This is a genomic window from Kitasatospora sp. NPDC057940, from assembly GCF_042887425.1.
GTDB lineage: Bacteria > Actinomycetota > Actinomycetes > Streptomycetales > Streptomycetaceae > Kitasatospora.
The window spans coordinates 22,606-49,531 of record NZ_JBHVPH010000003.1 but is presented as its reverse complement, the minus strand read 5'-3'; the positions used below and the strand labels follow the sequence as shown (position 1 = coordinate 49,531).

At 71.6% G+C, this 26,926-nt stretch carries 22 protein-coding genes and 4 pseudogenes; 15 read left to right on the top strand and 11 right to left on the bottom strand.

Going from position 1 to position 26,926, the window contains the following annotated elements:
- The first annotated feature begins 141 nt into the window (after positions 1 to 141).
- The 3 genes from ACFVTF_RS06160 (at position 142) to ACFVTF_RS06150 (ending at position 3,657) form a co-directional block, all read left to right on the top strand.
- Complete coding sequence (locus ACFVTF_RS06160) at positions 142 to 1,347, top strand: serine hydrolase domain-containing protein (RefSeq protein ID WP_387809711.1); 1,206 nt, start codon at positions 142 to 144, stop codon at positions 1,345 to 1,347.
- 137 nt (positions 1,348 to 1,484) lie between these two features.
- Positions 1,485 to 3,167: an FAD-binding oxidoreductase gene (locus ACFVTF_RS06155; RefSeq protein ID WP_387809708.1), complete on the top strand. Its 1,683-nt coding sequence runs from the start codon at positions 1,485 to 1,487 to the stop codon at positions 3,165 to 3,167.
- Positions 3,168 to 3,294: 127 nt separating this feature from the next.
- Entirely contained in the window at positions 3,295 to 3,657 is a 363-nt protein-coding gene (locus ACFVTF_RS06150) for a hypothetical protein (protein ID WP_387809705.1), read from the top strand.
- A 210-nt stretch (positions 3,658 to 3,867) separates the two neighbouring features.
- Here ACFVTF_RS06150 and ACFVTF_RS06145 read toward each other — a convergent pair whose 3' ends face one another.
- From ACFVTF_RS06145 to ACFVTF_RS06135, 3 genes are all read right to left on the bottom strand, one after another.
- A complete protein-coding gene (locus ACFVTF_RS06145; RefSeq protein ID WP_387809702.1) occupies positions 3,868 to 5,184 on the bottom strand; it encodes a sensor histidine kinase in 1,317 nt (438 codons plus the stop codon).
- Positions 5,184 to 5,885 (bottom strand): response regulator transcription factor, encoded by a 702-nt coding sequence (locus ACFVTF_RS06140; RefSeq protein WP_387809699.1) that lies wholly within the window; start codon positions 5,883 to 5,885, stop codon positions 5,184 to 5,186. Before ACFVTF_RS06140 ends, ACFVTF_RS06145 begins: the two co-directional genes overlap by 1 nt.
- Positions 5,886 to 5,955: 70 nt before the next feature.
- Positions 5,956 to 7,560, bottom strand: a complete 1,605-nt coding sequence (locus ACFVTF_RS06135) for an alpha/beta fold hydrolase (protein ID WP_387809696.1) — start codon at positions 7,558 to 7,560, stop codon at positions 5,956 to 5,958.
- Between the two features lie 406 nt (positions 7,561 to 7,966).
- Between ACFVTF_RS06135 and ACFVTF_RS06130 the strand changes: the two genes are divergently transcribed.
- From ACFVTF_RS06130 to ACFVTF_RS06110, 5 genes are all read left to right on the top strand, one after another.
- On the top strand, positions 7,967 to 9,871 hold the full coding sequence (locus ACFVTF_RS06130) for an ABC transporter substrate-binding protein (protein WP_387809693.1): 1,905 nt from the start codon (positions 7,967 to 7,969) through the stop codon (positions 9,869 to 9,871).
- 46 nt (positions 9,872 to 9,917) lie between these two features.
- Entirely contained in the window at positions 9,918 to 10,862 is a 945-nt protein-coding gene (locus ACFVTF_RS06125) for an ABC transporter permease (protein WP_363581283.1), read from the top strand.
- Positions 10,862 to 11,779 (top strand): ABC transporter permease, encoded by a 918-nt coding sequence (locus ACFVTF_RS06120; protein WP_387809690.1) that lies wholly within the window; start codon positions 10,862 to 10,864, stop codon positions 11,777 to 11,779. Before ACFVTF_RS06125 ends, ACFVTF_RS06120 begins: the two co-directional genes overlap by 1 nt.
- 19 nt (positions 11,780 to 11,798) lie before the next feature.
- Positions 11,799 to 13,862: a dipeptide ABC transporter ATP-binding protein gene (locus tag ACFVTF_RS06115; RefSeq protein WP_387809687.1), complete on the top strand. Its 2,064-nt coding sequence runs from the start codon at positions 11,799 to 11,801 to the stop codon at positions 13,860 to 13,862.
- Positions 13,863 to 13,988: 126 nt separating this feature from the next.
- Positions 13,989 to 14,210 (top strand): hypothetical protein, encoded by a 222-nt coding sequence (locus tag ACFVTF_RS06110; RefSeq protein WP_387809684.1) that lies wholly within the window; start codon positions 13,989 to 13,991, stop codon positions 14,208 to 14,210.
- A gap of 99 nt (positions 14,211 to 14,309) precedes the next feature.
- Here the strand turns inward: ACFVTF_RS06110 and ACFVTF_RS06105 are convergent, their stop codons facing one another.
- Both ACFVTF_RS06105 and ACFVTF_RS06100 read right to left on the bottom strand, forming a co-directional pair.
- Positions 14,310 to 14,591 carry a hypothetical protein gene (locus ACFVTF_RS06105; RefSeq protein WP_387809681.1) on the bottom strand — a complete coding sequence of 94 codons (282 nt, stop codon included), beginning with the start codon at positions 14,589 to 14,591 and terminating at the stop codon, positions 14,310 to 14,312.
- Between the two features lie 189 nt (positions 14,592 to 14,780).
- A complete protein-coding gene (locus tag ACFVTF_RS06100; RefSeq protein ID WP_387809679.1) occupies positions 14,781 to 15,602 on the bottom strand; it encodes a lipase family protein in 822 nt (273 codons plus the stop codon).
- Positions 15,603 to 15,899: 297 nt separating this feature from the next.
- Here ACFVTF_RS06100 and ACFVTF_RS06095 point away from each other — a divergent pair, with 297 nt between their 5' ends.
- Entirely contained in the window at positions 15,900 to 16,334 is a 435-nt protein-coding gene (locus ACFVTF_RS06095) for a hypothetical protein (protein WP_387809676.1), read from the top strand.
- Between the two features lie 80 nt (positions 16,335 to 16,414).
- On the opposite strand, the pseudogene ACFVTF_RS06090 reads toward ACFVTF_RS06095, so the two are convergent.
- Positions 16,415 to 16,940: pseudogene (locus ACFVTF_RS06090) on the bottom strand (MepB family protein).
- 304 nt (positions 16,941 to 17,244) lie between these two features.
- Here ACFVTF_RS06090 and ACFVTF_RS06085 point away from each other — a divergent pair.
- The 3 genes and pseudogenes from ACFVTF_RS06085 (at position 17,245) to ACFVTF_RS06075 (ending at position 19,011) form a co-directional block, all read left to right on the top strand.
- The gene (locus ACFVTF_RS06085; RefSeq protein ID WP_387809674.1) at positions 17,245 to 17,814 is read left to right on the top strand and encodes a GNAT family N-acetyltransferase; all 570 of its coding nucleotides are present in this window, start codon (positions 17,245 to 17,247) and stop codon (positions 17,812 to 17,814) included.
- Positions 17,815 to 17,967: 153 nt separating this feature from the next.
- A pseudogene (locus ACFVTF_RS06080) lies at positions 17,968 to 18,363 on the top strand (transposase); the annotation flags it as partial.
- Between the two features lie 198 nt (positions 18,364 to 18,561).
- Positions 18,562 to 19,011, top strand: coding sequence for a hypothetical protein (locus ACFVTF_RS06075; RefSeq protein WP_387809671.1), 450 nt, complete (start codon positions 18,562 to 18,564; stop codon positions 19,009 to 19,011).
- A gap of 238 nt (positions 19,012 to 19,249) precedes the next feature.
- Here ACFVTF_RS06075 and ACFVTF_RS06070 read toward each other — a convergent pair whose 3' ends face one another.
- The 5 genes and pseudogenes from ACFVTF_RS06070 to ACFVTF_RS06050 form a co-directional block, all read right to left on the bottom strand.
- Entirely contained in the window at positions 19,250 to 21,577 is a 2,328-nt protein-coding gene (locus ACFVTF_RS06070; RefSeq protein WP_387809669.1) for a collagenase, read from the bottom strand.
- 224 nt (positions 21,578 to 21,801) lie between these two features.
- A complete protein-coding gene (locus ACFVTF_RS06065) occupies positions 21,802 to 23,007 on the bottom strand; it encodes an aromatic acid exporter family protein (protein ID WP_387809666.1) in 1,206 nt (401 codons plus the stop codon).
- Between the two features lie 163 nt (positions 23,008 to 23,170).
- Positions 23,171 to 23,557 carry an SsgA family sporulation/cell division regulator gene (locus ACFVTF_RS06060; RefSeq protein WP_387809664.1) on the bottom strand — a complete coding sequence of 129 codons (387 nt, stop codon included), beginning with the start codon at positions 23,555 to 23,557 and terminating at the stop codon, positions 23,171 to 23,173.
- Between the two features lie 428 nt (positions 23,558 to 23,985).
- Positions 23,986 to 25,506: an alpha/beta hydrolase gene (locus ACFVTF_RS06055; protein WP_387809661.1), complete on the bottom strand. Its 1,521-nt coding sequence runs from the start codon at positions 25,504 to 25,506 to the stop codon at positions 23,986 to 23,988.
- Positions 25,507 to 25,829: 323 nt separating this feature from the next.
- Positions 25,830 to 25,979 (bottom strand): annotated as a pseudogene (locus ACFVTF_RS06050) (aldo/keto reductase); the annotation flags it as partial.
- Between the two features lie 3 nt (positions 25,980 to 25,982).
- On the opposite strand from ACFVTF_RS06050, the gene ACFVTF_RS06045 reads away from it, so the two are divergent.
- From ACFVTF_RS06045 to ACFVTF_RS06035, 3 genes and pseudogenes are all read left to right on the top strand, one after another.
- Positions 25,983 to 26,141 carry an alpha/beta fold hydrolase gene (locus ACFVTF_RS06045; protein ID WP_387809658.1) on the top strand — a complete coding sequence of 53 codons (159 nt, stop codon included), beginning with the start codon at positions 25,983 to 25,985 and terminating at the stop codon, positions 26,139 to 26,141.
- A gap of 42 nt (positions 26,142 to 26,183) precedes the next feature.
- The gene (locus ACFVTF_RS06040; RefSeq protein ID WP_387809656.1) at positions 26,184 to 26,564 is read left to right on the top strand and encodes an alpha/beta fold hydrolase; all 381 of its coding nucleotides are present in this window, start codon (positions 26,184 to 26,186) and stop codon (positions 26,562 to 26,564) included.
- 52 nt (positions 26,565 to 26,616) lie between these two features.
- A pseudogene (locus ACFVTF_RS06035) lies at positions 26,617 to 26,874 on the top strand (IS1182 family transposase); the annotation flags it as partial.
- Between the last annotated feature and the right edge of the window lie 52 nt (positions 26,875 to 26,926).

Here is a 26,926-nt window from a genome sequence, read left to right as displayed (position 1 = left end):
CTCTTTGGTGTCCCAAGGTGCGTATTTCGTAAGCCTGTTGAAGGATGGACGGGTCCTCATCCGGAGTGACGCTCCCTCGGTGGCGGCGCTGACAGGCTGACTCGCGGCGAACCCCTGTTCGCCCGAGTGAAGGGAAGCTCCATGTCTCGTCGTCTGACCAGTGCCCTGATCGCAGCCTTCTGTCTGGCGGTGTCCGCGTCACCCGCCTCCGCCGCTGTGGCGGGAGCCGAGGACTCCGCAGCTTCGTCGGCCCGCCTGCGAGGTGGTCCGCTGCAACTCGCCCTCAACGGGCTGACCGGCGCCAAGGCCGTGTCCGCGATCGCCGAGGTGCGCGACGGCGACCAGCGGTGGCGCGGCACCACGGGGGTGACCGACCTGGTCGGTCAGGCGCCCGTCCGTGGTGACGGCCGGTTCCGGATCGGCAGCGTCACCAAGACCTTCGTCGCCACCACGGTGCTGCAACTGGTCGGTGAGCACCGGCTCGGCCTGGAGGACCCGGTGTCGAGCCACCTGCCGGGACTGGTCCCCAACGGGCAGAACATCACCGTCCGCCAGCTGCTCAACCAGCGCACTGGCCTGTTCGACGCCACCAACGAGGGCACCGACGTCTTCCCCGACCTCAACGACCCGGCCGTCTTCCGGACCTGGCTGGCCCAGGGCGGGTTGAACCGCACGTTCACCGCGCGCCGGCTGGTGACCGCCTCCGTCTCCCACGCGCCGTACTTCGCGCCCGGCACCCAATGGGGCTACTCCAACACCAACTTCGACGTCCTCGGCCTGATCATCGAGCAGGTCACCGGGCACCCCTACGGGCAGGAGGTCGGCCGGCGCATCCTGCGCCCGCTCGGGATGACGAAGACCACGCTCCCCGGCCGCTCCACCACGATCCCCGGCCCGCACGCCCACAGCTACTGGACCACCGTGGACGGCGCCGGCACCGGCAACGTCAAGAAGACCGACGTCGACGTCACCGACCAGAACCCCTCCTGGGCGGGCGCCGCCGGAGAGATCATCTCCACCACCGATGACCTGATCCGATTCCAGCAGGCCCTGCTGAACGGGAAGTTGCTGCGCCCGGCGGAGCAGCGCGAGATGACCACGATGCTCGAGACCGTGCCGGGCTCGCACGACATCGACTACGGGATGGGGCTGGCGCGGGTACAGCTCTCCTGCACCACCGTGCTGGGCCACAACGGCGGCACCTTCGGCTTCACCACCCAGTTGTGGGGCACCGCCGACCGCCAGGTCGCGCTCTCCTACACCCCGCGGGGCGATGACGCCGAGCAGACGGCGCAGAACGAGGCGGGCAACAAGTTCCTTGACGCCGTCTTCTGCGGCACCCGCTGAGCGTTCGCCGGGGGCGGCCGGGCGTGTCGATGACCGCTATCTGATTCTGCGTCAATTATCTGCATGGTCAGCGTATTTGGATGGCACGTGTGCCGGTAGCATGCGCTGACGGATGGTCGTGGCGAACGGAGGAAGAGATGGACGGGTCGGCGGACGAACGGCTGGGGCGTCGCCACCTGCTCGCCCGGGCCGGTGCGGTGGCGGTCGGCGGTGCGGTCGCCGGCCTGTCCGGCGGGCCCGCCGAGGCGGCGGGCCCCCAGGGCCAGGGCCCGGGCCCGGCGGGCGGCGGGGGCGGGTCGGAGGGTCGGCCGTTCGGTCCGGTCACGGTCCGCCCCGATGACTCCCGCTACGACAGCCTGCTGCGGGGTGACAACTACCGTTTCGTCGGCCGGCCGGAGGAGATCCGCCTGGCCGGCTCCACCGGGCAGGTGGTGCGGGCCGTCGCCGACGCCGTCCGCTCCGGGCGCCGGATCGCCGTGCGCAGCGGCGGCCACTGTTTCGAGAACTTCACCGGCGATCCGGCGGTGCAGCTCCTGCTGGACCTCTCACCCATGGACGCCGTCGGCTTCGACCCCGCGATGGGTGCCTTCGCGGTGCAGCCGGGGGCGACCCTCGGGCGCGTGTACCGGACCCTGTTCAAGGGCTGGGGCGTGACGATCCCGGCCGGCGGCTGCCCCGAGGTGGGCGCGGGCGGGCATCTGGCCGGCGGCGGGTACGGTCCGCTGTCCCGCGCCTACGGCTCGGTCGTGGACTACCTGTACGCCGTCGAGGTGGTGGTGGCCGACCGGGACGGGACCGTCCGGGCGGTGGTCGCCACCCGTGACCAGGACGATCCGAACCACGACCTGTGGTGGGCCCACACCGGCGGCGGTGGCGGCAACTTCGGCGTCGTGACCCGCTACTGGCTCCGCTCGCACGAGACCGCGGGCCACGACCCCGCGGCACTCCTGCCGCGCGCCCCGGGCGAGTTGCGCAGGTGCCTGGTCGCCTGGAGCTGGGACGAGAGGATGACGGAACGGGCGTTCACCACCCTGCTGCGCAACTACGGCGTCTGGCACGAGCGCAACAGCGAACCGGGCACCCCTGCGGCGAACCTGTACGCGGTCCTCATCGCCGGACACCGCAAGTCCGGCACCCTTGAGCTGGTCGTGCAGATCGACGCGGGCGTTCCGGGGTCCGACACGGTGCTCACCGACTTCGTCCGCGCGGTGACCGCCGACGTCGGTGCCACCGAACCCGCCGTCCTCCGGGGCACCATGCCCTGGCTGCCCACCAGCACCTGGCCGGGGACCGGCGAGGCCGGCAACTCGATCACCCGGCGCTACAAGGACAAGGCCGGCTACCTGCGCCGCTCCCTCACCGACACCCAACTCGCCACCGCCTACCAGCACCTGACGAACGACGCGGGCGGTACGGAGTGCGGCCTGCTCCTCGTCGGCTACGGCGGCCAGGTCAACGCGGTGCCCCCGTACGCCACCGCCGTCGCCCAGCGCGACTCGGTGATGAAGGCCGTCTACTACACCGTCTGGGCCGACGAGTCGGACGACGCGGCCCAGCTGGCCTGGGTCCGTGACTTCTACCGCGAGGTGTACCGCGACACCGGAGGCGTCCCCGTCCCCGGCGAGGTCAGCGACGGCTCCTACATCAACTACGCGGACACCGACCTCGCCGACCCGGTGTGGAACACCTCCGGCACTCCGTGGCACACCCTGTACTACAAGGACAACTACCCCCGCCTGCAACAGGTCAAGGCCCGCTGGGACCCGCGCAACATCTTCCGGCACGCCCTCGCCATCGAACCGCCCGACCGGAGGCCGTGACGAAAGCCCCAGGGGGAGGCGCGCCGGGGGTTCACTCGCACGAGTGATTGTGACGCTGTGCGCATTACCGGACACTCAAAGTATTCGGAGAGCTCATGGGAGCTCTCCCGGCGCGAGGGGAGCCGTCATGGCCGCAGCCGAATCTTCCTCCATCGAGGTGCCGCGGATCGAGAGCAGTTCGCAGCCCGCCGAACGCGACCAGGGCCTCGCGGCGATCGGCGGCAACGTCGGCGCCGTGTGGCGGGGGTGGTGGACGTGGACCCCGGGGAACGGGACGTTCAACCTCCAGATCGCCTGGAACGCCATCGGGATCGACTCGACGGTCGTCATCACGGCCTCCGAGATCGACAGCAACGGCAACCGGTTCGTCGGCGCGGCGCCCTTCCAGGTGTCGAGCATCGCCCCCGGCAACGGCGTGGTGACGTTCAAGATCAACATCGGCTGGGGCAGCGCGCTGCCGATGCGCACCGACGTCCTGGTCTTCAACTGAGCACACCTCTCCCGAGCACACCTCCCCGGCCGCCCCGGACGCGCAGGCCGGGGGCCGTACCGATCCGGTGACGACCGGCATGGCCCGCCCCGTGGCGGTTCCGGGTTCGCCCGAACCGCCACGGGGCGCCCGTTTTCCAGCCGATCACACCGGTGGCACGCCTGCCCGGCGCGCAGGGCCTCGTCGCGGCCCGGGAGCCCGGGCGGACCGTCAGTCCTCCGGTGCGGGCGGCAGCTGGAAGCCGACCTCGGCGCCGCCGGAGGGGGCGGCGGTGGCGAAGACGGTGCCGTGGTCGGCGGCGACGAGGTCGTGGACGATGGCCAGGCCCAGCCCCGAGCCCGGGGTCGACTGGGTGCCGGCGGCGCGGTAGAAGCGCTCGAAGACGGCCTGCCGGTCGCCGGGGGCGATGCCGGGCCCGTGGTCGCGCACGGCCAGCCGGGTGTCGGTGACGTGGACCTCCACCGGGGTGCCGTCCGGGCTGAACTTGACGGCGTTGCCGACCAGGTTGTCCACGCAGCGCTGCAGCGCGCGCGGGCGGGCCCGCACCGGCACGGGCCGTTCGGCGGTGACGGTGATCTCGCGGCCGGTGCGGCGCCGGAAGCGCCGGGCGCTGTCCTCGGCGGCGGCCGTCAGGTCCACCGGCTCAGGGTCCTCCGCGGTCTGCTGGTCGGTGGCCAACTCGACCAGCTCGCGCACGAGTTCGTCAAGTGCGACGGTTTCGGTGACCAGGGTGGCGAGGATCTGCTCCTCGTCCGCGGGGGCGAGCCGGCCGCGGGCGCGCTGGAGGAGTTCGGCGCAGCCGCGTACCGAGGTCAGCGGGGTGCGCAGCTCGTGGCTGGCGTCCTGGACCAGGCGTTGCTGCTGGTCGCGGGAGCGGCGCAGGGCGCCGACCATCGCCTCGAAGGCGCGGGTGAGGCGGCCGACTTCGTCGCGTCCGGCGGCGGGCAGCGGGGTGGCCAGGTCGCGGGTGGTGGTGATGTGTTCGGCGGCGCGGGCCAGGCGTCGCACCGGGCGCAGGATCCGGCCGAGGACGAGCCAGCTGAGCAGTGCGGAGGCGGCCGCGGCCGCGGCGCTGGTCCAGGTGATGCGGCGCAGGAAGGCGTCGTCGACGTTCTGCGCCCCGGCGTAGGTCTGGCCGATCATCACCGCGCCCTGTCCGTCGGGGCGGGCCTTGGTGAGGATGCCGTAGGGGGTGCCGTCGACGGTGGCGTCCTCCTGGTGGGCGCCCTGTGCGGTACGGGCCACCTCCCTGGCCCGGTCCGAGACCGGTAGCGCCGGGCCGTCCGGGGCCCCCAGGGGCCGGGTGGTGCCGTCGGGCAGCAGCAGCTGTTCGACGGTGTCGGGCCGTGCGGGCGGGGGGCGGTCCAGGTCCAGGGCGGCGAGCACGGTGTGGGCCCGGTCCTCCAGGCTCCGGTCGAGCTGGTCGGCGACCAGGGTGCTGACGCCGTGGTAGGCGGCGGTGACGGGCACGGCGATGGCCAGCAGGACGGAGGCGAGGACCACGAGGCCGATCCTGGTGCGCAGCATCAGGCGGTCCTGGCGGTGTAGCCGACGTTGCGCACGGTGTGGATCAGCCGGGGCGCGCCGCCGTCTTCGGTCTTGCGGCGCAGGTAGCCGATGTAGACGTCGAGCGAGCGCGAGTCGGTGTCGAAGTCGTAGCCCCAGATGCGTTCGTAGATCTGGTGGCGGGTCAGGACGGTGCCCTGGTTGCGCAGGAGCAGTTCCAGCAGGTCGAACTCGGTCTTGGTCAGGTCGAGCCGGCGCCCGCCGCGGTGGGCCTGGCGGGCGCCGGGATCCAGGGCGAGGTCGTCGAGGCCGAGTTCGGTGCTCTCGCCGCCGAGCGGCTCGGTGCGGCGCAGCAGGGCGCGTATGCGGGCCAGGAGTTCCTCGGTGGCGAATGGCTTGGCCAGGTAGTCGTCGGCGCCGGCGTCGAGCCCGGCGACCCGGTCGCCGAGCTGGTGGCGGGCGGTGAGGACCAGGACGGGCAGGCGGTCGCCGCGCCGGCGCAGCATCCGGCACAGCGCGAGGCCGTCGAGGCGGGGCATGACCACGTCCACCACGGCGAGGTCGGGGCGCCGGTGCTCCAGGAGCTCCAGGGCCTCCTGTCCGTCGGCGGTGGTGAGTACCCGGTAGCCCTCGAAGCGGAGCAGGTGGTCGAGGGTGTTGCGGACGCCGGGGTCGTCCTCGACGACCAGGACGGTGCGCCGGGCGGCGGTGGGATCTGTCATGGTGTCATTTTCGCTGGTGGCGGGCGTGGTCATGCCGGTCGGGGGCGGTCGAGGGCGGTAGGTCAGCGGGTCAGCGGGGGACCGGGACGACGGGGACCGGCGGGATGTGCGCGAGGCAGGAGGTGTCGCCGACCGCGCCGGTGCGGATGAAGTCGGTGGAGATGCCCACCGCGCAGCCGGTGGACTCCATCTCCGGGATGTGCCCGCTGTTGGGCACGGAGACGAAGGCGCTGCGGCGGAACTGGGCGGCGGAGAGGAGGGAGTTGGCCTCGGGGGTGTTGGTGTCGAGGTCTCCGGAGAGCACCAGGACGGGTACGTCGGGCACGTTCTTCAGGTCGGTCGGCTGCGGGGCGGCGGTGCCGTGGCGCGGCCAGGACAGGCAGTTGTCGCCGCCGTCGGTCTGTCCCTCGGTCCAGCCCTTGACGCTGAACGCCCCGAAGTCGGCCGGGTCGGCGGCGGCCAGGGCGGCCCGGTACTGGCGGCGGCGCTCGGCGGGCGGGGCGGCCGGGTCCCAGGCGCGGGCGTAGTCGTTGCAGGTGACGGCCAGGAAGGAGGCCTGGTCCTCGGTGCCGGTGTGCTCGACCTCGGCGCGCACCAGGGCGGTCAGCGGTGCGTCGTCGCCCGCGGCGAGGGCGTGCAGGGCGGCCGGCAGCGCGCCGAGCAGACCGGGCTCCTCGGGGTGCAGGCCGATGCCCCGGGTGGCGGGCTCGTACATCAGGTCGGCGAGCTTGTCCTCGCCGAAGACCACGGTGCGCGGCCTGCCGCCGAGGGCGGCGGTCAGCACCAGCGGGCGGGTGCGCAGCCGCTCGGTGGTGGCGGCGAGGTCGCGGACGGCGCCGTCCGGGTCGCAGGCCCCGCTGCGCTCGCAGATCCGGCGCAGCGTCAGGGAGACCTGCTGGGCGCCGGGCCGCGCCAGGGAGTCGAAGGCGAGCGGGTAGGCGCCGGAGAGCACCATCGACTCGACCCGCTGGGGGTGGCGGTCGGCGTAGACCGGCATCAGGTAGGTGCCGTACGACAGGCCGTACAGGACGAGCTTGGGGGCGCCCAGGCGCGCGCGGGCGGCATCGAGGTCGTCGGCGGTGGCGGCGCTGGTGTAGCCGCGGGCGCGCGGGCCGAGTTCCCCGGCGCAGTCGGCGACGAGCTCGCGCTGGGCGGGGCGCGGGGCGAAGCGGTAGTCGGCCTCGGTGACGTCGCAGGGGAGCCGGCCGGAGCGGCCGGTGCCGCGCGGGTCCAGCAGGAGCAGGTCGTAGTCGTCCAGCACCCCCTGCAGTGCCCCGGCCACCTGGTCGGCGCGGTCGATGAGGGTTTCGCCGGGGCCGCCGGGGTTGAGCGCGATGGTGCCCCGGACGGGGCCGGGGCGGCTGTGGCGCACCACCGCGTAGCTCACGCCGATGCCGCCCAGGCGCGGCTCGTCCGTCACCAGCGGGCGGCGCATGGTCGTGCAGTCGACCTGGTGCCCGGGGACGGTCGGGCACCACACGGGCCGGCCCGCCGCCCCGGTGGGGGCGGCCTGCGCGGGCGAGGCGGTGGTGACCGGCAGCACCGCCGCCAGCACCGCCAGCGCGGCGGCGGCCAGCCCGCCCCGGCGGGCCGGCTCCTTCGCCCGGCCCGCAGTCGCGTCCGTCGCCGTGCCGGCCGTCTCCGCCGCCGTGCTCGTCGCCGTGTTCGTCGTCATCGTGGTGCCCTCCGTACGTCCCGTGCTCGGTGTGGGCACGGCCCTGCCGGGTGCCGGTCAGCGGTTCGGCAGAGCGACGGCAAAGGTGTGTAAGAACTCCGGCCCGGTCCCGGGTGTGAGAACCGCGTGCGGCCCCAAGATCCTTTCCTTGATGGAAACTTGACGAACACGAGTCGTCCCCAAGGCTTCTCTCTGTTCGAAAAATCGGTCTAACTAATAGCACCGAACGGGGCAGGGCCAGCACGCGGCAAGCGGCTGAAGCCCGCGGACGCCGGTGCCTTCCCGCCGTCGGGAAAGCCGCTCACCTTGCCCGACCACGGCATCGCCATGCCCGCGTCGGCGAACCGTCAGGTCGCGCAAGGAAAGAACTCGTGGTGTTCACGTGGGGGAGAGGGGCAAGTCAAGGATGACGAAGTCCGCAGGAGCGCGCAGATTCGCGCAGGTGGTGGCGCTGGTCACGGTCGTGGCAACCGCCGCGGCCTGCACCGGCGGTGGTGGGGGCGGCGGCAGCGGCAACCCGGGGCCGGCCGGAGCGGCGGTGCAGGGGGGTGTGGTGCGGGTCGCCGAGGCGCCCTCCACCTTCCCGGACGCCATCTGGCCGTTCGACTCCCCGTCCCAGGTCAGCACGGTGAACACCAGCCAGTTCCAGCAGCTGTTCTACCGCCCCCTGTACTACTGGGGCCTGAACGACAAGGTCACCCTCGACCCGGAGGTGTCCCTCGGCGAGGCGCCCACCTGGAGCGCGGACGGCAAGACCGTCACCGTCCAGGTCAAGCCGTGGAAGTGGTCCAACGGAGAGGACGTCAACGCCCAGGACGTGCTGTTCTGGATCAACATGGCCAAGGCCGAGTCGTCCAACAGCGGCTACTACACCCCGCCGAACCCGGCGATCGGCGCCAAGTACTTCCCGGACAACGTCGATTCGGCGACCGCCTCGGGACAGACCCTGACGCTGACCCTCAACACCCCGGTCAACCAGACCTGGTTCACCGACGACGAGCTCAGCCAGATCACCCCGATGCCGCTCGCCTGGGACCTCACCGGCCAGGGGCAGAAGGGCAGTTGCGCGAGCGACGTGTTCGGTTCGGACGCCGCCGCGAAGGACTGCGCGGCCGACTACGCCTACCTCAGCGCGCAGTCGACCAAGGGCGGCGACTTCGCGGGCAGCCCGCTGTGGTCGGTGGTCGACGGCCCGTGGAAGCTCAAGAACTACAACGGCACCTCCGGCGCCTACGGGATCGTGCCGAACACCGCCTACTCGGGCCCGCAGAAGCCGCACCTCGACGAGGTGGACTTCGTCCCCTACACCTCGGCCACCACGGAGTACGCGGACCTGAAGGCCGGCAGCGGCGGCGCCAACGCGATCGACGTCGGCTACCTGCCGGCCGAGAACTCCCCGACCTTCAACGCCAAGAACCCGGACGCGGGCAACCCGCTGAGCAGCGCGGGCTACTACATCCCGGCCCCGACCTACCTGGACGAGATCTCGTACTACCAGATCAACTTCGCCAACCCGGCCGTGGGGCCGCTGTTCAAGCAGCCCTACTTCACCAAGGCCGTCCAGGACACCGTGGACCAGCAGGGCATCATCAACGGCATCTGGAAGGGCTGGGGCTACCCGAGCACCGGCGCCGTGCCCAGCCTCCCGGCCGGCAACCCGCTCTCCCCCAAGAGCCAGTCCGAGCGGGCGACCTACGACCCGGCGGCCGCCAAACAGCTGCTGAACAGCCACGGCTGGAACACCGACAGCGTCCCGGCCACCTGCACCGACCCGGGCACCGGCCCGAACCAGTGCGGCGCCGGCATCGCGGCGGGCACCAAGGCCGCGTTCACGCTCGACTACCCCTCCGGCCAGGCCGCGCTGGACACCATGGCGGCGGACATGCGCTCGGACGCGGCCAAGGCGGGCATCGGCATCACCATGGTCAGCCAGACCCAGAACACCATCGGCAACGAGGGCGTGGCCTGCAGCGACGCACAGCCGGCCGGCTGCCAGTGGCAGGGCCTGCTCTACGGCGGCTGGGTCTACGCCCCCGACTACTACCCGACCGGCGACGCGCTGTTCGCCACCGGAGCCGGGCCGAACGTCTGGAGCTTCTCCGACCCGAAGCTCGACCAGCTGATCGTCAAGACCACCACCGGCAGCGACGTCAACGACCTGTACGCCTACGAGGACTACATCGCGGGCGTCCAGCCGGTCATCTACACCCCCAACACGCTCGCGATCAGCGAGGTCACCAAGAAGCTGCACCTCGACGCCGGTGACCCCTTCCAGGGCTACGAGCCGGAGTACTGGTACTACACGAAATGACGGCCATCCGTGACGGCGTCGCCGCTGCCCCCCTCGGGGGGCGGCGGTGACGGCCTACCTCATCCGACGGCTGTTCCAGGCCCTCCTGACGGTGCTGATGGTCACCGTCATCTCCTTCGGCCTGATGCAGCTCATGCCGGGCGGCCCGGTCCGAGCGATCCTCGGCTCCCACGCCACCCCGGCCAACATCGCCCACCTGACCCAGCAGATGGGTCTGGACCGCCCCGTCTACGTGCAGTACTGGACCTGGCTGGACGGCCTGCTGCACGGCAACCTGGGCTTCGACTACATCCAGCAGCGCCCGATCTCCGACCTGCTGTTCAACGCCCTCGGCGCCTCCGCCTACATCGTCGGCGCCTCGCTGCTGCTCGCGCTGCTGATCGCGGTGCCGGCGGGCCTGCTCCAGGCCACCCGCCGCAACAGCGTGCTGGACCACGCCTTCACGGTGTTCTCCTTCGTCGCCTACGGCGTGCCGACGTTCTTCATCGGCTTCCTGATCCAGCAGTGGTTCGAGGACGACCTGCACTGGGTCTCGGTACAGGACCAGGTGGCCACCTTCGGCGACGCGCTCACCCACCCCGGGGCCGTCTGCCTGCCCGTCCTGACCCTGACCGTCACCACCGTGGCCGGCTACAGCCGCTACATGCGCTCCGGGGTGCTGGACCAGATCACCCAGGACTACGTGCGGTCCGCCCAGGCCAAGGGCGCCTCCCGGCGCCGCACCCTGTACGGCCACGTGCTGCGCAACGCCCTGATCCCGATGGTCACCCTGGTCGGCCTCTCGCTGCCCGCGCTGGTCGGCGGCGCGCTGATCGTCGAGTACGTCTTCAACATCCAGGGCATCGGCCTGCTGACCACCCGTGCCGCGCTGCAGAACGACTACGGCATCACCCTGGCGGCCACCCTGCTCACCGCGGTGACCACCGTGGTCGGCTCGCTGCTGGCCGACCTCGGCTACGCCGTGCTGGACCCACGAGTGAGGCTCACCTGATGGCCCTGACACACGATCCGGCGGAAGGCCGGCCCGCCTCCGCCCCGGGCGGGGAGCCGGCCGGGCGGCCCCGCTCGATGCTCCGGCGCGGCGCGGAGGTCTTCGCCGAGAACAGGCTGGCCCTGGTCGCCGTCGCCGTCCTGGTCGCGATCATCGCCTTCTGCTTCCTCGGCCCGCTGTTCTACCACGCCGACACCTCGGTGGTGAACCTCTCCGCCGTCACCCTGCCGCCGGGCGCCGGGCACCCGCTCGGCACGGACAACGACGGCATCGACGAACTCGGCAAGGTGATGGTCGGCGGGCAGACCAGCCTGGAGATCGGCCTCGCCGCCGGCCTGATCGCCGCCGTCCTCGGCGCGCTCTACGGCGCGGTCGCGGGCTACCTGGGTGGCTGGATCGACGCGCTGATGATGCGGGTGATCGACTCCTTCATGTCCTTCCCGCTGATCTTCCTGCTGATCTACCTCAGCAGCGTCTACGGGAAGAGCAAGGCCATGCTGATCCTGGAGGTCGGCCTGACCTCCTGGTTCGGCATCACCCGCCTGGTCCGCGGCGAGGCCCTGGCCATCAAGGTCCGCGAGTACGTGTCGGCGTCCCGGATGATGGGCGCGGGCGGCCGGCGGATCGTGCTCAAGCACATCCTGCCCAACACCATCGGCACGACGATCGTCAACACCACGTTCTCGATCGCCGACGCGGTCTTCGCCCTGTCCACGCTCAGCTACATCGGCCTGGGCCTCCAGGCACCCAACAACGACCTGGGCGGCATGCTCGACGTCGGCACCACCTTCGCCGGCCAGGGCTGCTGGTGGATGATCTATCCGCCCGCCGCCGTGATCATCCTGATCATCCTGTGCTTCAACGTGATCGGCGACGCCCTGCGCGACGCCTTCGAAACCCGGCTGCAGAAGCGGTGAACCCGACGGAGGATCAGCAGTGGCGCTCCTCGAAGTGACCGGCCTGCGCACCGAGATCCGGCTGAAGCGCTCGGTGGTGCACGCCCTGGACGGCGTCGACCTCGCGGTGGACGTCGGCGAGACCCTCGGCATCGTCGGCGAGTCGGGCTGCGGCAAGACCATGACCGCCATGTCGATCATGCAGCTGCTGCCGAACGGCGGCAGCGTCGTCGACGGCCGGGTCCTGCTCGACGGCCGCGACCTGCTCGCGCTCGGCCCCGAGAAGATGGACCGGGTGCGCGGCAACGACATCGGGATGATCTTCCAGGACCCGACCACCTCGCTCAACCCGACGATGACCATCGGCCGGCAGATCTCCGAGTCCGTGCGCATCCACCGCCGGGCCTCCCGGAAGGAGGCGCACGAGCGCGCCGTCGAGGTGCTGTCCCTGGTGGGGATGCCCAGCCCGGCCCAGCGGGCCCTGGTCTACCCGCACGAACTGTCCGGCGGGATGCGCCAACGGGCCATGATCGCCATGGCCCTGGCCAACGAGCCCAAACTGCTCATCGCCGACGAGCCGACCACCGCCCTGGACGTCACCGTCCAGAAGCAGATCCTCGAACTCATCGACCACCTCAAGCAGCAGCTCGGCATGGCCGTCATCCTCGTCACCCACGACCTCGGCGTCATCGCCGGACGGGCCGACCGGATCGCCGTCATGTACGCCGGGAAGGTCGTCGAGACCACCAGGACCGAGGAGCTCTACACCAACCCCCGCCACCCGTACACCGAGGCACTGTTCGAATCGCTGCCGGAACGTTTCGCCGAGTCCGGCGGCCGGCTCTACTCGATCCCCGGCCTGCCACCGGACCTGACCACCCCGCCGCCCGGCTGCCGCTTCGCCGCACGCTGCCGCTACGCCACCGAGCAGTGCCACACGCAGGAGCCGCCGCTGTCCGGGGAGACCCCGGAACACCGCTACGCCTGCTACTTCCCGGTCGGCGAGGCCGAGCCGGGCGGCCGCCCCACCGCCGCGGCGCCGCAGCCGGAGACGGCGGTACGGGCCCCGGCGGCGCCCGAGGACGCACCGGCCGAGCCGCTGCTGCGCATCGACAACCTGGTCAAGGAGTACGCGGTGACCAGCGGTCTGATCCTGCGCCGGGCCGTCGGCGCGGTCAGCGCCGTGGCCGACATCTCCCTGACGGTCCGCCGGGGAGAGACGCTCGGCCTGGTCGGCGAGTCCGGCTGCGGCAAGACCACCGTCGGCAAGCTCATCGTCGGCCTGGAGCGGCCCACCAGCGGCAGCCTGGTGTTCGAGGGCCGCGACCTGGCCCTCGTACCACGGGCCGAGCGGCGCCGACTGCGCCGGGACGTCCAGCTCATGTTCCAGGACTCCTACGCGGCGATGAACCCCCGGATGCCCGTCCAATCGATCATGCGCGAGCCGCTGGACATCCACCGGGTCGACGGCCAGGCCGAGCGCGACCGGCGGATCCGGCAGATCTTCGACCTGGTCGGCCTGCCGCTCACCGCCCTGGACCGCTACCCGCACGAGTTCTCCGGCGGCCAGCGCCAGCGCATCGGACTGGCCCGCGCACTGGCCCTGCGCCCCAAGCTCATCGTCGCGGACGAGCCCGTCTCGGCCCTGGACGTGTCGATCCAGTCGCAGGTCCTCAACCTGATGAGCGACCTTCAGGGCGAACTCGGACTGTCGTACCTGTTCATCTCGCACGACCTGTCCGTGGTCCGGTACCTGTCCGACCGGATCGGCGTGATGTACCTCGGCAAACTGGTCGAGATAGGCCCCGCGCCGTCGGTGTACGCCCGCCCGGTGCACCACTACACCCGGGGCCTGCTGGACACCATCCCGGTGGCCGACCCGGTGGTCGAGAAGGCCAAGAGCAGCCGGGGCGTCGCCGGGGAACTCCCGTCCGCGATCGACCCGCCGTCCGGCTGCCGCTTCCGCACCCGCTGCGCGGCGGCGCAGCAGATCTGCGCGGAGGTCGAGCCACCGCTGACCGCCTTCGGCCCCGACGACCACCTGGCCGCCTGCCACTTCCCCCTGCGGCCCGCCCCCGGTCCGCCCGGCCCGCAGGCCGGCTGACGGGGCTTCGCCCGCCGACGCCTCACCCGACGCCCGGGACCGGGATCGGGGCGGCCCGGCCCGGGCTGCTCATCCGTTCGGGTGAGGAGAGGTTGGACGGGAGCCGGGGGTGGCAGAACGGCGGGCATGACGACTTCCTCCACCAGGCGCCGTCGGGGCCGCCCCGGCAAGCCGGCCTTCGCACCCCTGCCCGCCCGCCAGGCCACCGGTCCCGCGGTGCCGTCCGCGCCGCGCCGACCTGCCACCGCGTGCTGCCGGACCTGGAACAGCGAGCACAGGCTGCCCGGCGGCGAGGTGGTCCAGAGGACCTGGCACCAGCCCGCCTGCTCGGCCTGGGCCGCTCGGTGACCGCGCACCAGGCACCGGACGGCCTGTCCCGGCTCGGACGGGCGGCTGCCCCGGGGCGGGGATGCTCCCGGGGCAGCCGCGGTGCGGGTGCGGGTGGGGTCAGCCCTGCCCGGGGACGCTGATGCCGGTCTCGGTCGCAATGCCCGCGACGCCGCCCGCGCCGACCGCGACGGCGCCGGTGAGGAAGGTGGAGCCGCAGGGGCCGAACTCGTTCTCGGTCACCTGGAGGGCGCTGCCGTTCGGGCCGACGGCGAACACGCCGCTGTCGAAGTTGACGGTGGGGATGTTGTCGGGCGCGGCGGCGGAGGCGGTGGTCGCCGCGCCGATGACGAGCGGGAGGCTGAGGACGGAGACGGCCAGGATGCGGTGCGCGGTACGCATGGGTGGAACCCTTCGAGGTGCGAATGGTGAGGGCGGATCGGACGGCCGTGGTGCGGCGGCCCGTCACCATCCACACACGGCCGTGTGCCCGTCGCTACCGGGGGAGGCTGTTCGTACCATCGGTTCACCCGGCCCTCGGCCCGCCCTCCCTGCCTGCCCCGAACGTCCCGCCCGCAGGGCCTGACCCCGTCAGGCGAGGTTCTGTTCCAGGGCCGCGAGGTAGCGCTTCATCGCGTGGTCGCGCACACCGGCCGTGGCCGGAGCGAACGCGTCTGCGGTCAGGCCCTTGGCACGGTCGGCCAGCCCGGCGACCAGGCCCATGGAGTCGTGGAGCCGGCCCGAGGAGTCGATGTACTTCAGCGCCTCGACGTGGGTGAACGCCGGCTCCGGCGGCAGCTGGGGCACGATGTCGTTGTTGTTGACGAACCGGTACAGGCGCCCCTTGAAGCCCTCGTTGCAGGCGGCGGCGAGCAGCCGGTCACAGGTGCGGGGCTGCCCGAACGTGATGATGCCGTCGGCCTGGAGGCGCGGGTCCTCCAGGTACAACCGGGCGCCGGCCAGCATCGCCAGGGCTCCGCCGAGACTGTGGCCGGTGAACCACACGCTCTGGCCGTTGGTGCGCAGCTGGGCGTGGGCGTCCAGGACGTCCGGGAAGACCGACTCCAGCGCTTCGGCGAAGCCGTAGTGGACGTAGCCGGTGCGGGCGGGGCCGGGCCAGGGCGGCGTGGAGGAGTCGGAGAGCCAGTCGCGGATCTCGGCCGGCTGGGTGCCGCGGAACGCCGTGACGATCATGTGGTCGCTGGCCATGGTGTAGGCCTGGGTGTCCTCCAGCGGGAAGGGCGGGGTGAACCGGGTCTGGTGGTGACGCACCCGGTCGAAGCCCCAGTCGCGGGCCTGCTGTTCGACGGCGGCCTCGTCCTGGTAGGCGAGTTCGGACGCCTTCGCCAGCCAGTAGGCGTGCGGGACGCTGTAGCTCTTCGCCTGGTGGTCGAAGGTGGTGGGCACGGGCACGGCGATCTCTCCTCCGGGACGGCCGGCGGACGGGGAACCCACCGCCGGCGCGGACATCAGACCCGTCGTACCAGAGCCCGGACCGCCGCCCCGAGCGGGCCGCGCCCGGAAGTCACCCCGACAGACGAGCAGGCGCACGGGGCGTACCGAGGGGTGGCCGTGCAATGGCGGGTCGAGGGTGATGAACTCGGTGACGGTGGACGCCTTGACTGCCCGGCTCTGAAGCGGGGATCCTCCCCAGGGCATCGGCCAGGCCGAGGCTGGACAGAGGAGTCGGAAGGCGAGGGAGCGGGAGACATGGCGGCCATCGAAGTGCCGGGCCCCGAGGCGGACTGGGAGACGGCTCCGGAGTACCAGGGCGGCAAGCGGAACCCCGCTCTCCAGCACAGCGCGTGGGAGATCGCGGGCGGCTCGTACCGCATCGTCGCCGGTCTGCAGCCGCCGCTCGGCGCGCTCGCGGCGCGTCTGCGGCTGGTCGTGGAGCGGACTTGGGAGGACCTCGGTTGCGTGGACGTGGCCATGTTCCGTATCGACCGGACCGACTTCGCGCTGAGCCAGTTCGAGGGCGGGACTCCCCAGTACACGACGGTGTGGTTGGACCGGGCCTCACACGACGTGGAAGCGGCGATCGACACCCTGCTCGGCGCCCTCGGCATCGGACGCGAGGCACTGGCGTTCACCGGCACCACGGACACCGGCTTCGAGAACCTCAACGGCTGGACCGGGGCGTAGCTCAGGCCACGTCGACCCGGCGTCCCCGCGGTCCCGGTTCGGCCGCGGCCCAGGCCGTGCCCGGCCCGTCAGGGGAGCGGCTACGGGTGGTAGAGGGCGTGGGCGCGCGTCAGGTCGGCAGGCCCGTTCCGGCCGATGTGGAGGAAGTGGTTCACCTGCCAGGCCTGGGTGCTGCGCGCTTGCCGATTGGTCGTGGTCACCCATGGCGGGTAGACGCGGAACCCCCCGTTTCCCGCCGGAGCCGTTGCGGGAGACGATGTCGCGCTCGCACAACACGTCGCGTGGGAGGACGAACTGCCCGAAGCCGTTGTCGTCGCGGCAGCTGATGACGAAGCGGTCCACCCCGTCGTCGGTGTCGAAGGGGCGGATCGGTCCCTCCTCGGAGCGCAACCACACGGTGACGAACTGGCCCACCTTCGTCGGGGTGGTCTTGGCCGCGCGGAACCGGACCGAGCGGCCGTCGATCGTGAACCGGCAAGCCGCGTCTTCGGCACTCTCCGGTTCGGCCACCGGGGGCGAACAGGCGTAACCACTCGGGTCGTACACCAGTGCCTTCGCCGCCAGCAGGTCACCGTGAAGCCCTGCCCACGGCTGGTTCGTCAACATCCCGTCATCCTGCCATCGAGACGGCCGCCCCTTGAGCCAGAGGTTCCCTCCTCGCACAGGCCCGCGATCGGCGGGCCTGTGCGCCCGAACGAAGTTCCTAAGAGGACATCTCATTTGGGGGCCTAACCCGCAGACTCTCCGAATGAGATGTCCTCTTACGACTTGGGGAGCGATACAGGCGGGTCCTCGGCCGTGACGTGAAGGCGGCCGTGTCATGCTGCTGTTCCTCCAGCACGCCACCCGGTGACAGACGCGGCCCGAAAACTCCCTGGACCGTCCGACCCGTCTCGGCCATGATCCTCACGTGGCCACCTACCTCGAGTCCGAGCGCCTGACCCTCCGCCCCTTCGCCGCCGCCGACGCGGACCTGCTGATCGAGCTGGACAGCGACCCGGCGGTGATGCGCTACCTGACCGGCGGCGCTCCAACCCCGCCAGAGAAGGTCCGCGGCCTCGCCATCCCCAGCATCCTCGCCGGCTACGAGCGCTGGAATCATGACCTCGGCCTGTTCGCCGCGCACGAGAAGGACGGCGGCGCGTTCGTCGGCTGGTTCTGCCTGCGTCCGCTGCGCAGCGGCCCGCGTGAGGAGGCCGAACTCGGCTATCGCCTGCGCCAGGCGGCCTGGGGCCGGGGCTACGCCACCGAAGTCTCGCAGGCGCTGCTGGCGAAGGGGTTCGCCGAGCTCGGCATCCGCATGGTCTGGGCCGAGACGATGACCGTGAACCGCCCTTCGCGTAACGTCATGGAGAAGCTCGGGATGACGCTCGCGGAGAACATCCCCACGCCGGACGACATGATGGCGGTCGAGGGTTCCGAGCACGGGGGTGTGCGGTACGAGATCACGAAGGAGCAGTGGGAGCGGCGGCAGGCGTAGGCGGCGCGAGGCGTGGCGCCCGTGGATGTGAAGTCATCGGCCCGCGCGGCCTTGTCTCATCACGCCCTATCGGGCATATCCCGGCAGCATCTTGCCGAACTCGTCGCTGAGCTCGTCCCTGCCTGGGAGGCGTAGCAGGAGTCTGCGCTGCGGGAGAACTATCGCTACTCCACCAACCACCAGGTCGTCATCGACGCCGACCGGCGGCTGGCCGTAATCGTCGGACGCCCTGTCCCCGGCAACCGCAACGGCTGCAAGGCCTGGGCCGAATCAGGCGCCGCCGCCGTCGGCAAGACCACCACTATTGCCGACGGCGGCTACCCGGGCACCGGTCTGGTCATCCCACATCGCCGCCCGGTCGGCGGCGATCTGAGCGACTGGAAACGCGAGCACAACCGCTCCCGCAAGCAGGTCCGCGCCCGCGTGGAGCATGTCTTCGCGCGCATGAAGACATGGAAGATCCTGCGCGACTGCCGCCTCAAGGGCGATGGCGTCCACCACGCCATGCTCGGCATCGCCCGCCTGCACAACCTCATGGCGGTCGCGTAGCGAGCGAGCCCCGCAGGGGCGGTCAGCCCACATCACACCCTTCGGAGATCGTTACGGGACAAGCCTTAGCTAAGGTCTGTCGTCGGGCTCCCGGCGTCGGTGCGCAGGCGGGAGCCTGGCGATGGGCCCCCGCATCCCGACAGAGCGTCCGACCCGCCGGGCCCTGCACGGGACCCAGCCCTTTCCCGATGGGATCAGATGAAAGCCGTCCGCTGGGTGATGACCGGGCTCGCCGTCCTCGCGGCGCTGGCGATCGCGACCGTTGTGGTGATCGCCCACCGCGACCGGGTCGAGACCGAGGAGCGCCGGGTACGGGCGGCGGCCGGGGCGGAGGCGAGCGCCCGGACGTACGCGGCCAGGCTCGCCCCGGCCTTCGAATCCGGGCCGCAGACCGTCGATTCGCTGGAGGCGCTCGCCAAGGGCACGGCGGTGCACGTCGTCACCGCGGCCAGGAAGGAAGCCTCCGTCCAGGTCGGTGTGATGGCGGACGTGCTGTACCCGGGCGGGTGGAGCTCCGCCCAGGCGACGGTCTGTCTGCTGGCCGAGCTCTCCCGCAACGGTGGCCCGGTCACGGCGCAGGTGTCCGTCGTCCCGTGCACGCGGATCCCCGCCGTCACGACCCGCGCCGAGACCTTCAGCGTGGGCTGAACCCGCCGCCGCGACTGCGGGAAACCGCGAAAGCAGGACCTCCTGGATCGCTCGTCGGCGTAGACGCCCTCCGAGCTGCCACGAGGCCCTGCTGCCGTGCCCGCCACCGACCGCGATCACCCGATCGAGACTCCCGCTCGATCGGCAGGCCTCTTGATCGGTACGACAACGGCTACTTGCACGGGAACCCTCACACGCCCGGGCTCTTCACCGATCGCCCGAGGTCGTGGGTGTGCGGTTACTGGTACTGCGTGGTGACGCTGACGCCGGTGAAGTCCTGCTGGGCGTAGAGGCTGAAGTAGACCCAGCCGGACGGCGGGTTGTTGATGGTCAGGGTCTCGTTGTTGCCGGCGTCGGTGGACTTCGCCTGGTAGCTGCTGGTGGTGGCCCAGTTGCTGCCGCCGTAGTACAGGTCGGCGTTGCCGGTGCCGCCACTGCTGGTGATGGTCAGCTGCTTGACGCCGGCCGGCAGGTACAGGAAGTGGTAGCTGTAGTTGCCGGTGGTGGCCGCGAGGTTGTCGCGGCGGCAGTTCTTGTCGAACTGGCGCGGGTCGGCGATGGTGCACAGCGGTGCGGCCGGGGCCGGGGCCTCCGGCAGGGGGCCGCAGTCGTCGGTCGCGCAGGTGGTCTTCAGCCAGGTGGCGAAGCCGGCGTCGTAGCTGGTGCCGATGGTCTGCTTCAGGAAGGTGCGGGCACCGTTCCAGTCGCCGGCGCGGTACTTGGTGAGCACGGTCTCGATGTCCGCGCGGTGCTCCTGGAGCATGTAGCGGACCGCCAGCCAGCCCCACCGGTAGACCCGGTTCGAGTTGACGTCGGGGTCCGCCTCCTGGCCGTAGACGGTGTCGAACAGCTCGCTGAGCTTGTAGGTGTTCTTACCGGCCTCGTTGATCGCGGCGGTGTTGCGCTCGTTGCGGTAGCCGTACGAGATGTTCTCGGCGATGCCTTCGACCCACCAGATGGTCGGGGTGGTCTGGCTGGCCTCGAAGTCGCCGTACATGTTGTAGCGGCCGTCGAGGTAGTGGGTGTACTCGTGGTTGAGGTTCCAGATCTGGAAGTCGGGGCGCAGCCAGCTGGCCTCGTGGGCGATGAAGCGGGCCTGGTTGCCGGGCTTGGCCGGGTCGCCCTCCTCGTACATGCCGCCGTTGTCCACGTCGATGTCGTAGAAGGCCCAGGCGTACAGCGAGTACTGGGTGTAGTCGTCGAAGACGACGACCTCCAGGTTGGTGTTCACGTCACCGGGGATCGCGCCCTTGTCGCCGATCACCTTGTGGAAGTAGGCGTCCTGGTTGATCAGGCTGGTGCAGGTGGTGGTCAGCTGCCCGGGGGACATGTCCTGGGCGCGGATCTTCAGCTCCGGGTTGCAGGTCCGCTGGATCGGCAGGATCACCGGGAGCAGACGGTCGCTCAGGTCGCAGATGGCGTAGGCAGCGCAGTTGCCCTTGTCGAACTGGCGGGTGGCCCAGCCCAGGTTCATGGTGATCGGGGCGGTGGGGCCGACGTTCGGGTAGCGGTTGATCAGGTCCTTGAGCAGCGGCCGCAGCCGGTCCTTGAGCTCGGGCACGTCGAGGGCGTAGCCGAGGTAGCGGCCGATGTTGCTGACGATGTCCAGGCGGTTCAGCTGGGAGTCGTTGCGGGTGATGAAGCCGGCCCAGGTGTCGAGGATGCCCGGGTCGGCCTTGAGGGCGGCCTTCCAGCCCTGGCTGTCGGTCTTGGAGTCGAAGCCGTCCTTGATGACCCACTCGAAGTGGTCCAGGGAGAGGGTCATCGACTGGGGCCAGGTGCTGTTGTAGTTGCCGAGCACCCACTTGAGAACGCCGGCGTACCGGCCGAGCGTGTGGGTCTGGCCGATCACCGTGACGACCTCGTTGAGGGTGTCGCCGTTGGCGTCGGTGACGTCCTTGCTGTGCGGGGCGGCGAAGAAGGCGTCCAGCGCGCCGCGGGCCGCGGTGTCCAGGGTGGCGCCGTAGCTGCCGACCTCGTTCGGGCGGGTCTCCTGCACGTAGTAGCCAGCGCGCAGGAACATCACCAGCTGCCCGATGGACGTGCTGTTGTCGCCGGGGTAGGTGGCGGAGGTGTCGCGCAGTGCGTCGGCGACGGTCACCATCTGGGACTCGCGGAAGGCCTTCCCGGCGTCGGCGCCGGTGAGGTTGAACAGAGGGTAGGCGCAGGGGACGTTCGGCAGTGCCTTGAGCTGCTGGACCAACGCGCTGCCCGTGGCGTTGATCACTTCGGACAGGTTCGGGCAGGGCTCCCCGGCGGTGGCCGAGAACTGCTTGGCCGCCTTGGCGGGTTCGCCGACCGGGGCGCCCGGCGCGGTGGCCTCCTCGGCGTGGTCCTGGGCGAAGAGCTTGAAGGAGCTGTTGTTCCTGGCGTCGGGTGACTTGGGGACCGGGATCGACCGCGGCGCCTGGGTGGCGGGTCCGGCGGTGTTCGCGGCGGCCGGGGTCGTGGCGCCGACGGGGGCGGCCTGGCTCTGCGGCGCGAACAGGCCGAGCGCGATGAAGAGGGCCGCGCCGAGCGCGGGGAGTCTGCGCGCGCTGACCTTTGGTATCCGGGAGAGACGCATCTGTGGGGGCCTCCGGGGCCGTTGTGACCGCGTGTTGGGGCACGCGACCGCTCGATGTGTGACATGTAAAATGTCACGTGTCGCGTAGCGCCGGGAAGGCCCAGGAACGGATTGCCGTCCACCGCAACCGAAACGTTGTCAGATCGCGCGGCTCCGGACCTGTTTGTGGCGAAAGCGCCATCCGCCCTGTTCAGGCCGCGTGCTGGTACTCGCGGAGCAAGGGGCTACGGACGGGGGTCCGGCGCGGCCTTGGGGGAGCGGTCCGCGCGGTCGAGGTCGACGAGCAGACGTTCGACGTCGGTCATCAGCGACCCGTACACGTGCCAGGTGCCCGGCTCGGTCAGCGTGCCGCGCTCGATCTCGCCGGTCATCATCCCGTGCCAGGTCGTGGCCTCCTCGATGGCGCGGCGCAGCCTCTCCCGGGGCCCGTCCCCCTCCGGGCCGGCGGGGATCCCGGAACCGGTGAACGATCCCACCGCTCGCCCTGCGGCCTCCAGGATGGCCGCGTACCGGTCGAGGAAGAGCTGGCCCAGGCGGTGGCCGGTATGCCGGTCGTCGACGGTGTCGGCCAGCGTCCGGGCGATTCCGCGCACCTGGAAGGAGATCCGGTGCAGGGCGCGCAGTGCCTCGTCGTGGGTCGACGGCGCCCGCCTGCCGCGCACGACGCACCGCGTGTTCCACCGCAGGCTCTCCTGGCCTCGGCGCACGTCCTCCTGCGCCTCCACCGCCAACTCCTCCAGATGCCGGCCCCGTTCCAGCCACTCCTGTGCCCGGTCGGCGTGTCGGCGCTCCCTCAGCCCGCTGCCCATGTCGCCCAGCAGCTCGCCCATGGCCGCGGCGAGGCCGCGTACCGAGGCGTCGGAGGCCCCCAGGTGCACCGGAGGCAGGATGAGGGCGTTCACCGCGATCCCCACCGCGGCGCCGGTCAGCGTCGCCAGGGTCAGTGCGACCAGGTGGCCCGTGGGCACGGCCGTCGCCGCCGCCAGGGTGAGCACCGCGGTCGAGGCGATCTGCAGCCGGCCCTCGGAGCCCCGGCGGCCGCTGGCGACCAGCGCGATCGCCGGGAGGGCCGCGACGCTTCCCGCGGCCGAGCCGAGCAGCCACACCACGGCCACGGCCAGCGACAGGCCCGCCGCCCGGGCGGCCACGCTGCGCAGCGCCTGGGTCACCGACCGGTAGATGGTCGGGGCGTTGACCATGGCGAGCGCGGTGGCCGCGGCGAGGTACTGCTGCTGGCCGGGGAGCCACCATGAGACGGCCTCCCAGGCCAGGACGGCCGCGATCAGGCTCTTGGCGCTCCGGGCGGGCACCGAGGCCATCCGGCCCAGGGGTGTCGGCCGGGAGGTGCGCGGCAGCCGTAGGGCTCGGCCTGCCGTCTCCCGCCACCGCGCGGTGGTGAGGGGCAGTCGCACGAAGGCGTGGGCTGTCATGGCTCTGCTCCTGCTCCGTCTGTTGCGGCGGGGTGGCCCGCGCCGGGGTTCGGCGTGTCCGTGAGGGGGGGGGCGGTCGTGGTCGCGGGCCCGGAACCGGTCGACCGGTGGAGAGCCGGGCGCCCGGCGTCGGGGCCCGCGTCCGGCGGGCCCCCGACGAGCCTCAGGCGGCTCCGGGCAGCAGCCGCGACAGTTCGGCGTCCAGGTCGCATCCGTCGGTCTCCCGGCCGGCGGGCACCAGCCGGTACGTGCGCTCCAGCCAGCCGGCCACCTCCGCGAGCGGGGCCCTGAGCCAGGCGGTCCCGTCCGGGGAGGACAGGGCCAGGTTCAGTACCGCCTCGGGCCCGGCGCCACCCGGCCACACCTGCACGTCCCCCTGCCCGCTCGGCCTGAGCAGGCCCTGCGCCAGCAGGTCGCGGGCGAAGACCCACGGGACCAGGTCGTCCGCGTCGGTGCGAAAGTGCGCGTGCACGGCGAGCGGGTCGTGCGAGCGGTACGACAGGCGGGTTCGCAGCGCGACGGCTTCTCCCGACGCGAGCACGAGCTCCATGTCAAGCGTTTGATCTACACGGCCGGTCACGGCTCTCCTACCTGGTCGGTTCTGGCCCGCGCGGGCGGGTGGCTCGTTGCGGCCGTCGTCCGGCCGGGCACCGTCGGCCCCCGCTGTGGTGGGGCATGAGACGACGCTACCTCCAGATATGTTGAATGTTGTACTTCACTGGTGTGGGGTGCGTCATGCCGGCCGAAGCGGCGGAAGGGGAATAGCGGCGCGCCGGGCACCCCCTCGTCCCTGCCGGAGGGGATACGGCCCCGCCCCCGCTCGCGCGGGGTGTCCGTCCGGCCGGAACGCGGCCCCTTCGGAGGTGGCCCCCGGCGGCCGCCGGCGGCGAGTCGAACGTCCGCACCACCCCGGCCGTCGAAGGGCTTGTCCGACAAGCCCCGCCGCGCGCCGATGCGACGCGAATTGTCGGCCAAGCCCTAGCTTCCGCAGGTCAGGTCCTTGGCGGGCAGTCGGCCGGTGATCAGGTAGCGGTCGACGTCGGCGCTCGCGCAGGACGGGCCGGCCACCACCACGCCGTGGCCCTCGCCGTCGGCCACCGTGATCATCCGCGCACCGTGCAGCGCCCGCCGCATGCCCTGCGCCATGGCCAGCGTCGCCTGCGGGTCCCACTGGTTCTGCACGATCAGCGCGTTGACGTCGTTGTTCACCACGGTGGCCGGCTCGCCGGGCGCCCGCTTCCAGAACGCGCACGGCTGGATGTTGGCGCCCAGGTCGCCGGCCAGCGGGTACCGGGCCCTGTCCCGGATCGCGTCCCGGCGGTACTGCTCGGGGTCGCGCGGCCAGTCGCGGGTGTCGCCGCAGAAGACGGCCCACACGACGGCGGCCCGGTTGTTCTCCGGGTCGACCGCGTCGGCGGCCCGCGCGCCCGCGCCCTCGTCGGCGGCCCGGACCGGGGCGGCGTCGGACACCGCCGCCCCGGTCGCCCCGGTCGCCCTGGCCGAAGCGGGCGAAGCGGCCGAAGCGGTCGGCCCGCCCGCGGCTGCGGCCTTGAGCGCGACGATCCACGGCGTGACGGCCTCGACGCGGACGAACTCGGCGTACCTGGACCGGATGGCGTCGCCGCTGAGCGCCCCGCCCTCCGCCGGGACGGGCGTGCGGTCGGCGTGGGCGATCAGGTCCCAGTACGCCTTGCGGACCTCCGCGGCAGTCGCGCCCAGCCCGTACGTGCTGTTGCGGGCGGCGGCCCACTCGGTCCACCGGGTGAAGGCGAGTTCGGCCCCCGCCGACCACCCCCGGAACATCCCCCGCCACGCGAGCGCCGGGTCGAGCGCGCTGTCGAGCACGAACCGGTCCGCGCGCCGGGGGAACATCTGCGTGTAGACGGCGCCCAGGTACGTGCCGTACGAGTACCCGAAGTAGGAGATCTTCTGTTCCCCCAGCACCGCCCGGACGACGTCCATGTCCCGGGCCGTGTTGCGGGTGGTGATGTGCGCCAACGTGTCACCCGCCTTGGCCCAGCACTTGTCGGCCACCGTCCGGGCCCTGGCCACATCCTCGGCGAACTTCCCTGCCGAGTAGGGGTGTTGAAAGACCTGCTCGTCGGGCGTCAGGCCGCAGCTGATCGGCGAGCTCTGCCCGACCCCACGCGGGTCGAAGCCGACCAGGTCGAACTGCTCCCGTACCTGCGCCGACAGCAGCGGCTGGATCTCCACGGGCAGGCCCAGCCCCGGGAAACCCGGGCCACCGGGGTTCATCAGCAGCACGCCGTGCCGCTGCTTCGCGCTGCCCGCCTTGATCCGCGATATCGCGAGGTCGATCCTCCGGCCCCCGGGGTTGCCGTAGTCCAGAGGCACCTTGACCTTCGCACACTCGAACTCCGCCGGCCCGTCCGTGTCGCAGCGCTCCCAGCGGAGTCGCTGCTGTGCGTACTGCTGGAGCGGGTCCCCGCCCGCCGCGAACGCCGTCACCGGGGTGAGCGCCGCGATCACGGTCGTCACCGCGCCGACCGTCAGCAGGGAAATCGTTCGTCCGTCTCGCAGCGCCATGCCAGTCCTCTGTGCAGAATCGGTGTCTCGGATCGCCTTAAGTCTCCGTTCGGGTACGTCCGTCCCCCGTACGGCGCAGGGATGGGTTCATGATCAGACCTGCGGCGTACGGGGGACGGGCTGACGTAGGGCCAGGGTCTTACCCCCCGCCAGCCGCCCATCAGGGTCGACGGCCTGCCAACCGCCCGCCGGCGCTCGCGCTGGGCAGTCCTCGGCCCGCAGCACGGCGACGGTACGGCCGGCGCGGCCGATCGCCTCGACGTCAAACGAACTGCCTAGCGGCCGATCTCGTTCAGCTCGGCGAGATCGTCGTCGGAGAGTTGGAGTCCCGCACCTGCGACGTTCTCCCGGAGGTGTGCCACCGACGAGGTGCCGGGGATCAGCAGGATGTTCGGCGACCGCCGCAGCAGCCAGGCCAGGGCGACGACGTGCGAATCGTCGGCCACGACATCGGCACGATGGTCGCCTACTCCTACGCCGCACAGTTCCCCGCCGCCGTCAAGAAGCTGGTCCTCAGCGAGGCGCCGATCCCGGACCCGAGCATCTACCAGATCCCCGCACTGACCCAGCGGGGCCCCGGGGTCTGAAACTTCGGGTTCTTCAACCTGACCGACGGCCTGCCGGAGAACATGATCCGGGGCCGTGAGGTCACCTGGACCGCCGGCTTCATCGGCGGGTTCGAGGGCGTCCCGGGCGCGGTGAGCCAGGACGACATCCGGGTGTTCGCCCACTACCTGCGCGACCCCGCCCACCTGGCGGCGCGCCTGTCCTGGTTCCGGGTGTTCCCGCAGGACATCCGCGACGACGCGCAGTTCCAGCGGACCCCGCTCCCGACGCCGGTGCTCGCCATCGGTGCCTCGGGCAGCCTCGGCAGCGCGGAGGGCGACCAGGTCAAGACGTACGCCTCCGACGTCACCGGCGTGACCATCCCGAACTCCGGCCACTGGATCTACGAGGAGCACCCCGAGGAACTGACCGCCATGCTGCTCGACTTCCTCGGCCGCCCCTGACCTCCCGACGCGGAAGGAGAACGATCCATGTCCGGGAGCCGCGACCACGGGCCGCTGCCCGCGCTGCGTCGCGTTCCGCTTCCCGGCCGCCGACCAGACCTCGGACTTCCGCTCCATCTCGCGGTTCCGCCGCCGCCATCTGGACGCGCTCGCCGGTCTGTTCACCCAGTCGCTGCACCTGGCGCAGAGGCTGGGCATGGTCGAGATGGGCCGCGTCGCCCTGGACGGCACGAAGCTTCAGGCCAGCGCCTCCAAGCACAAGGCGATGAGCGACGGCCGCCTGATCGACGAGCGGCACGTCGATGCGGAGGGGAAGTGGGTCCTGCTTGACCCGGACCACGACCAGCACGACGGCCACCGCC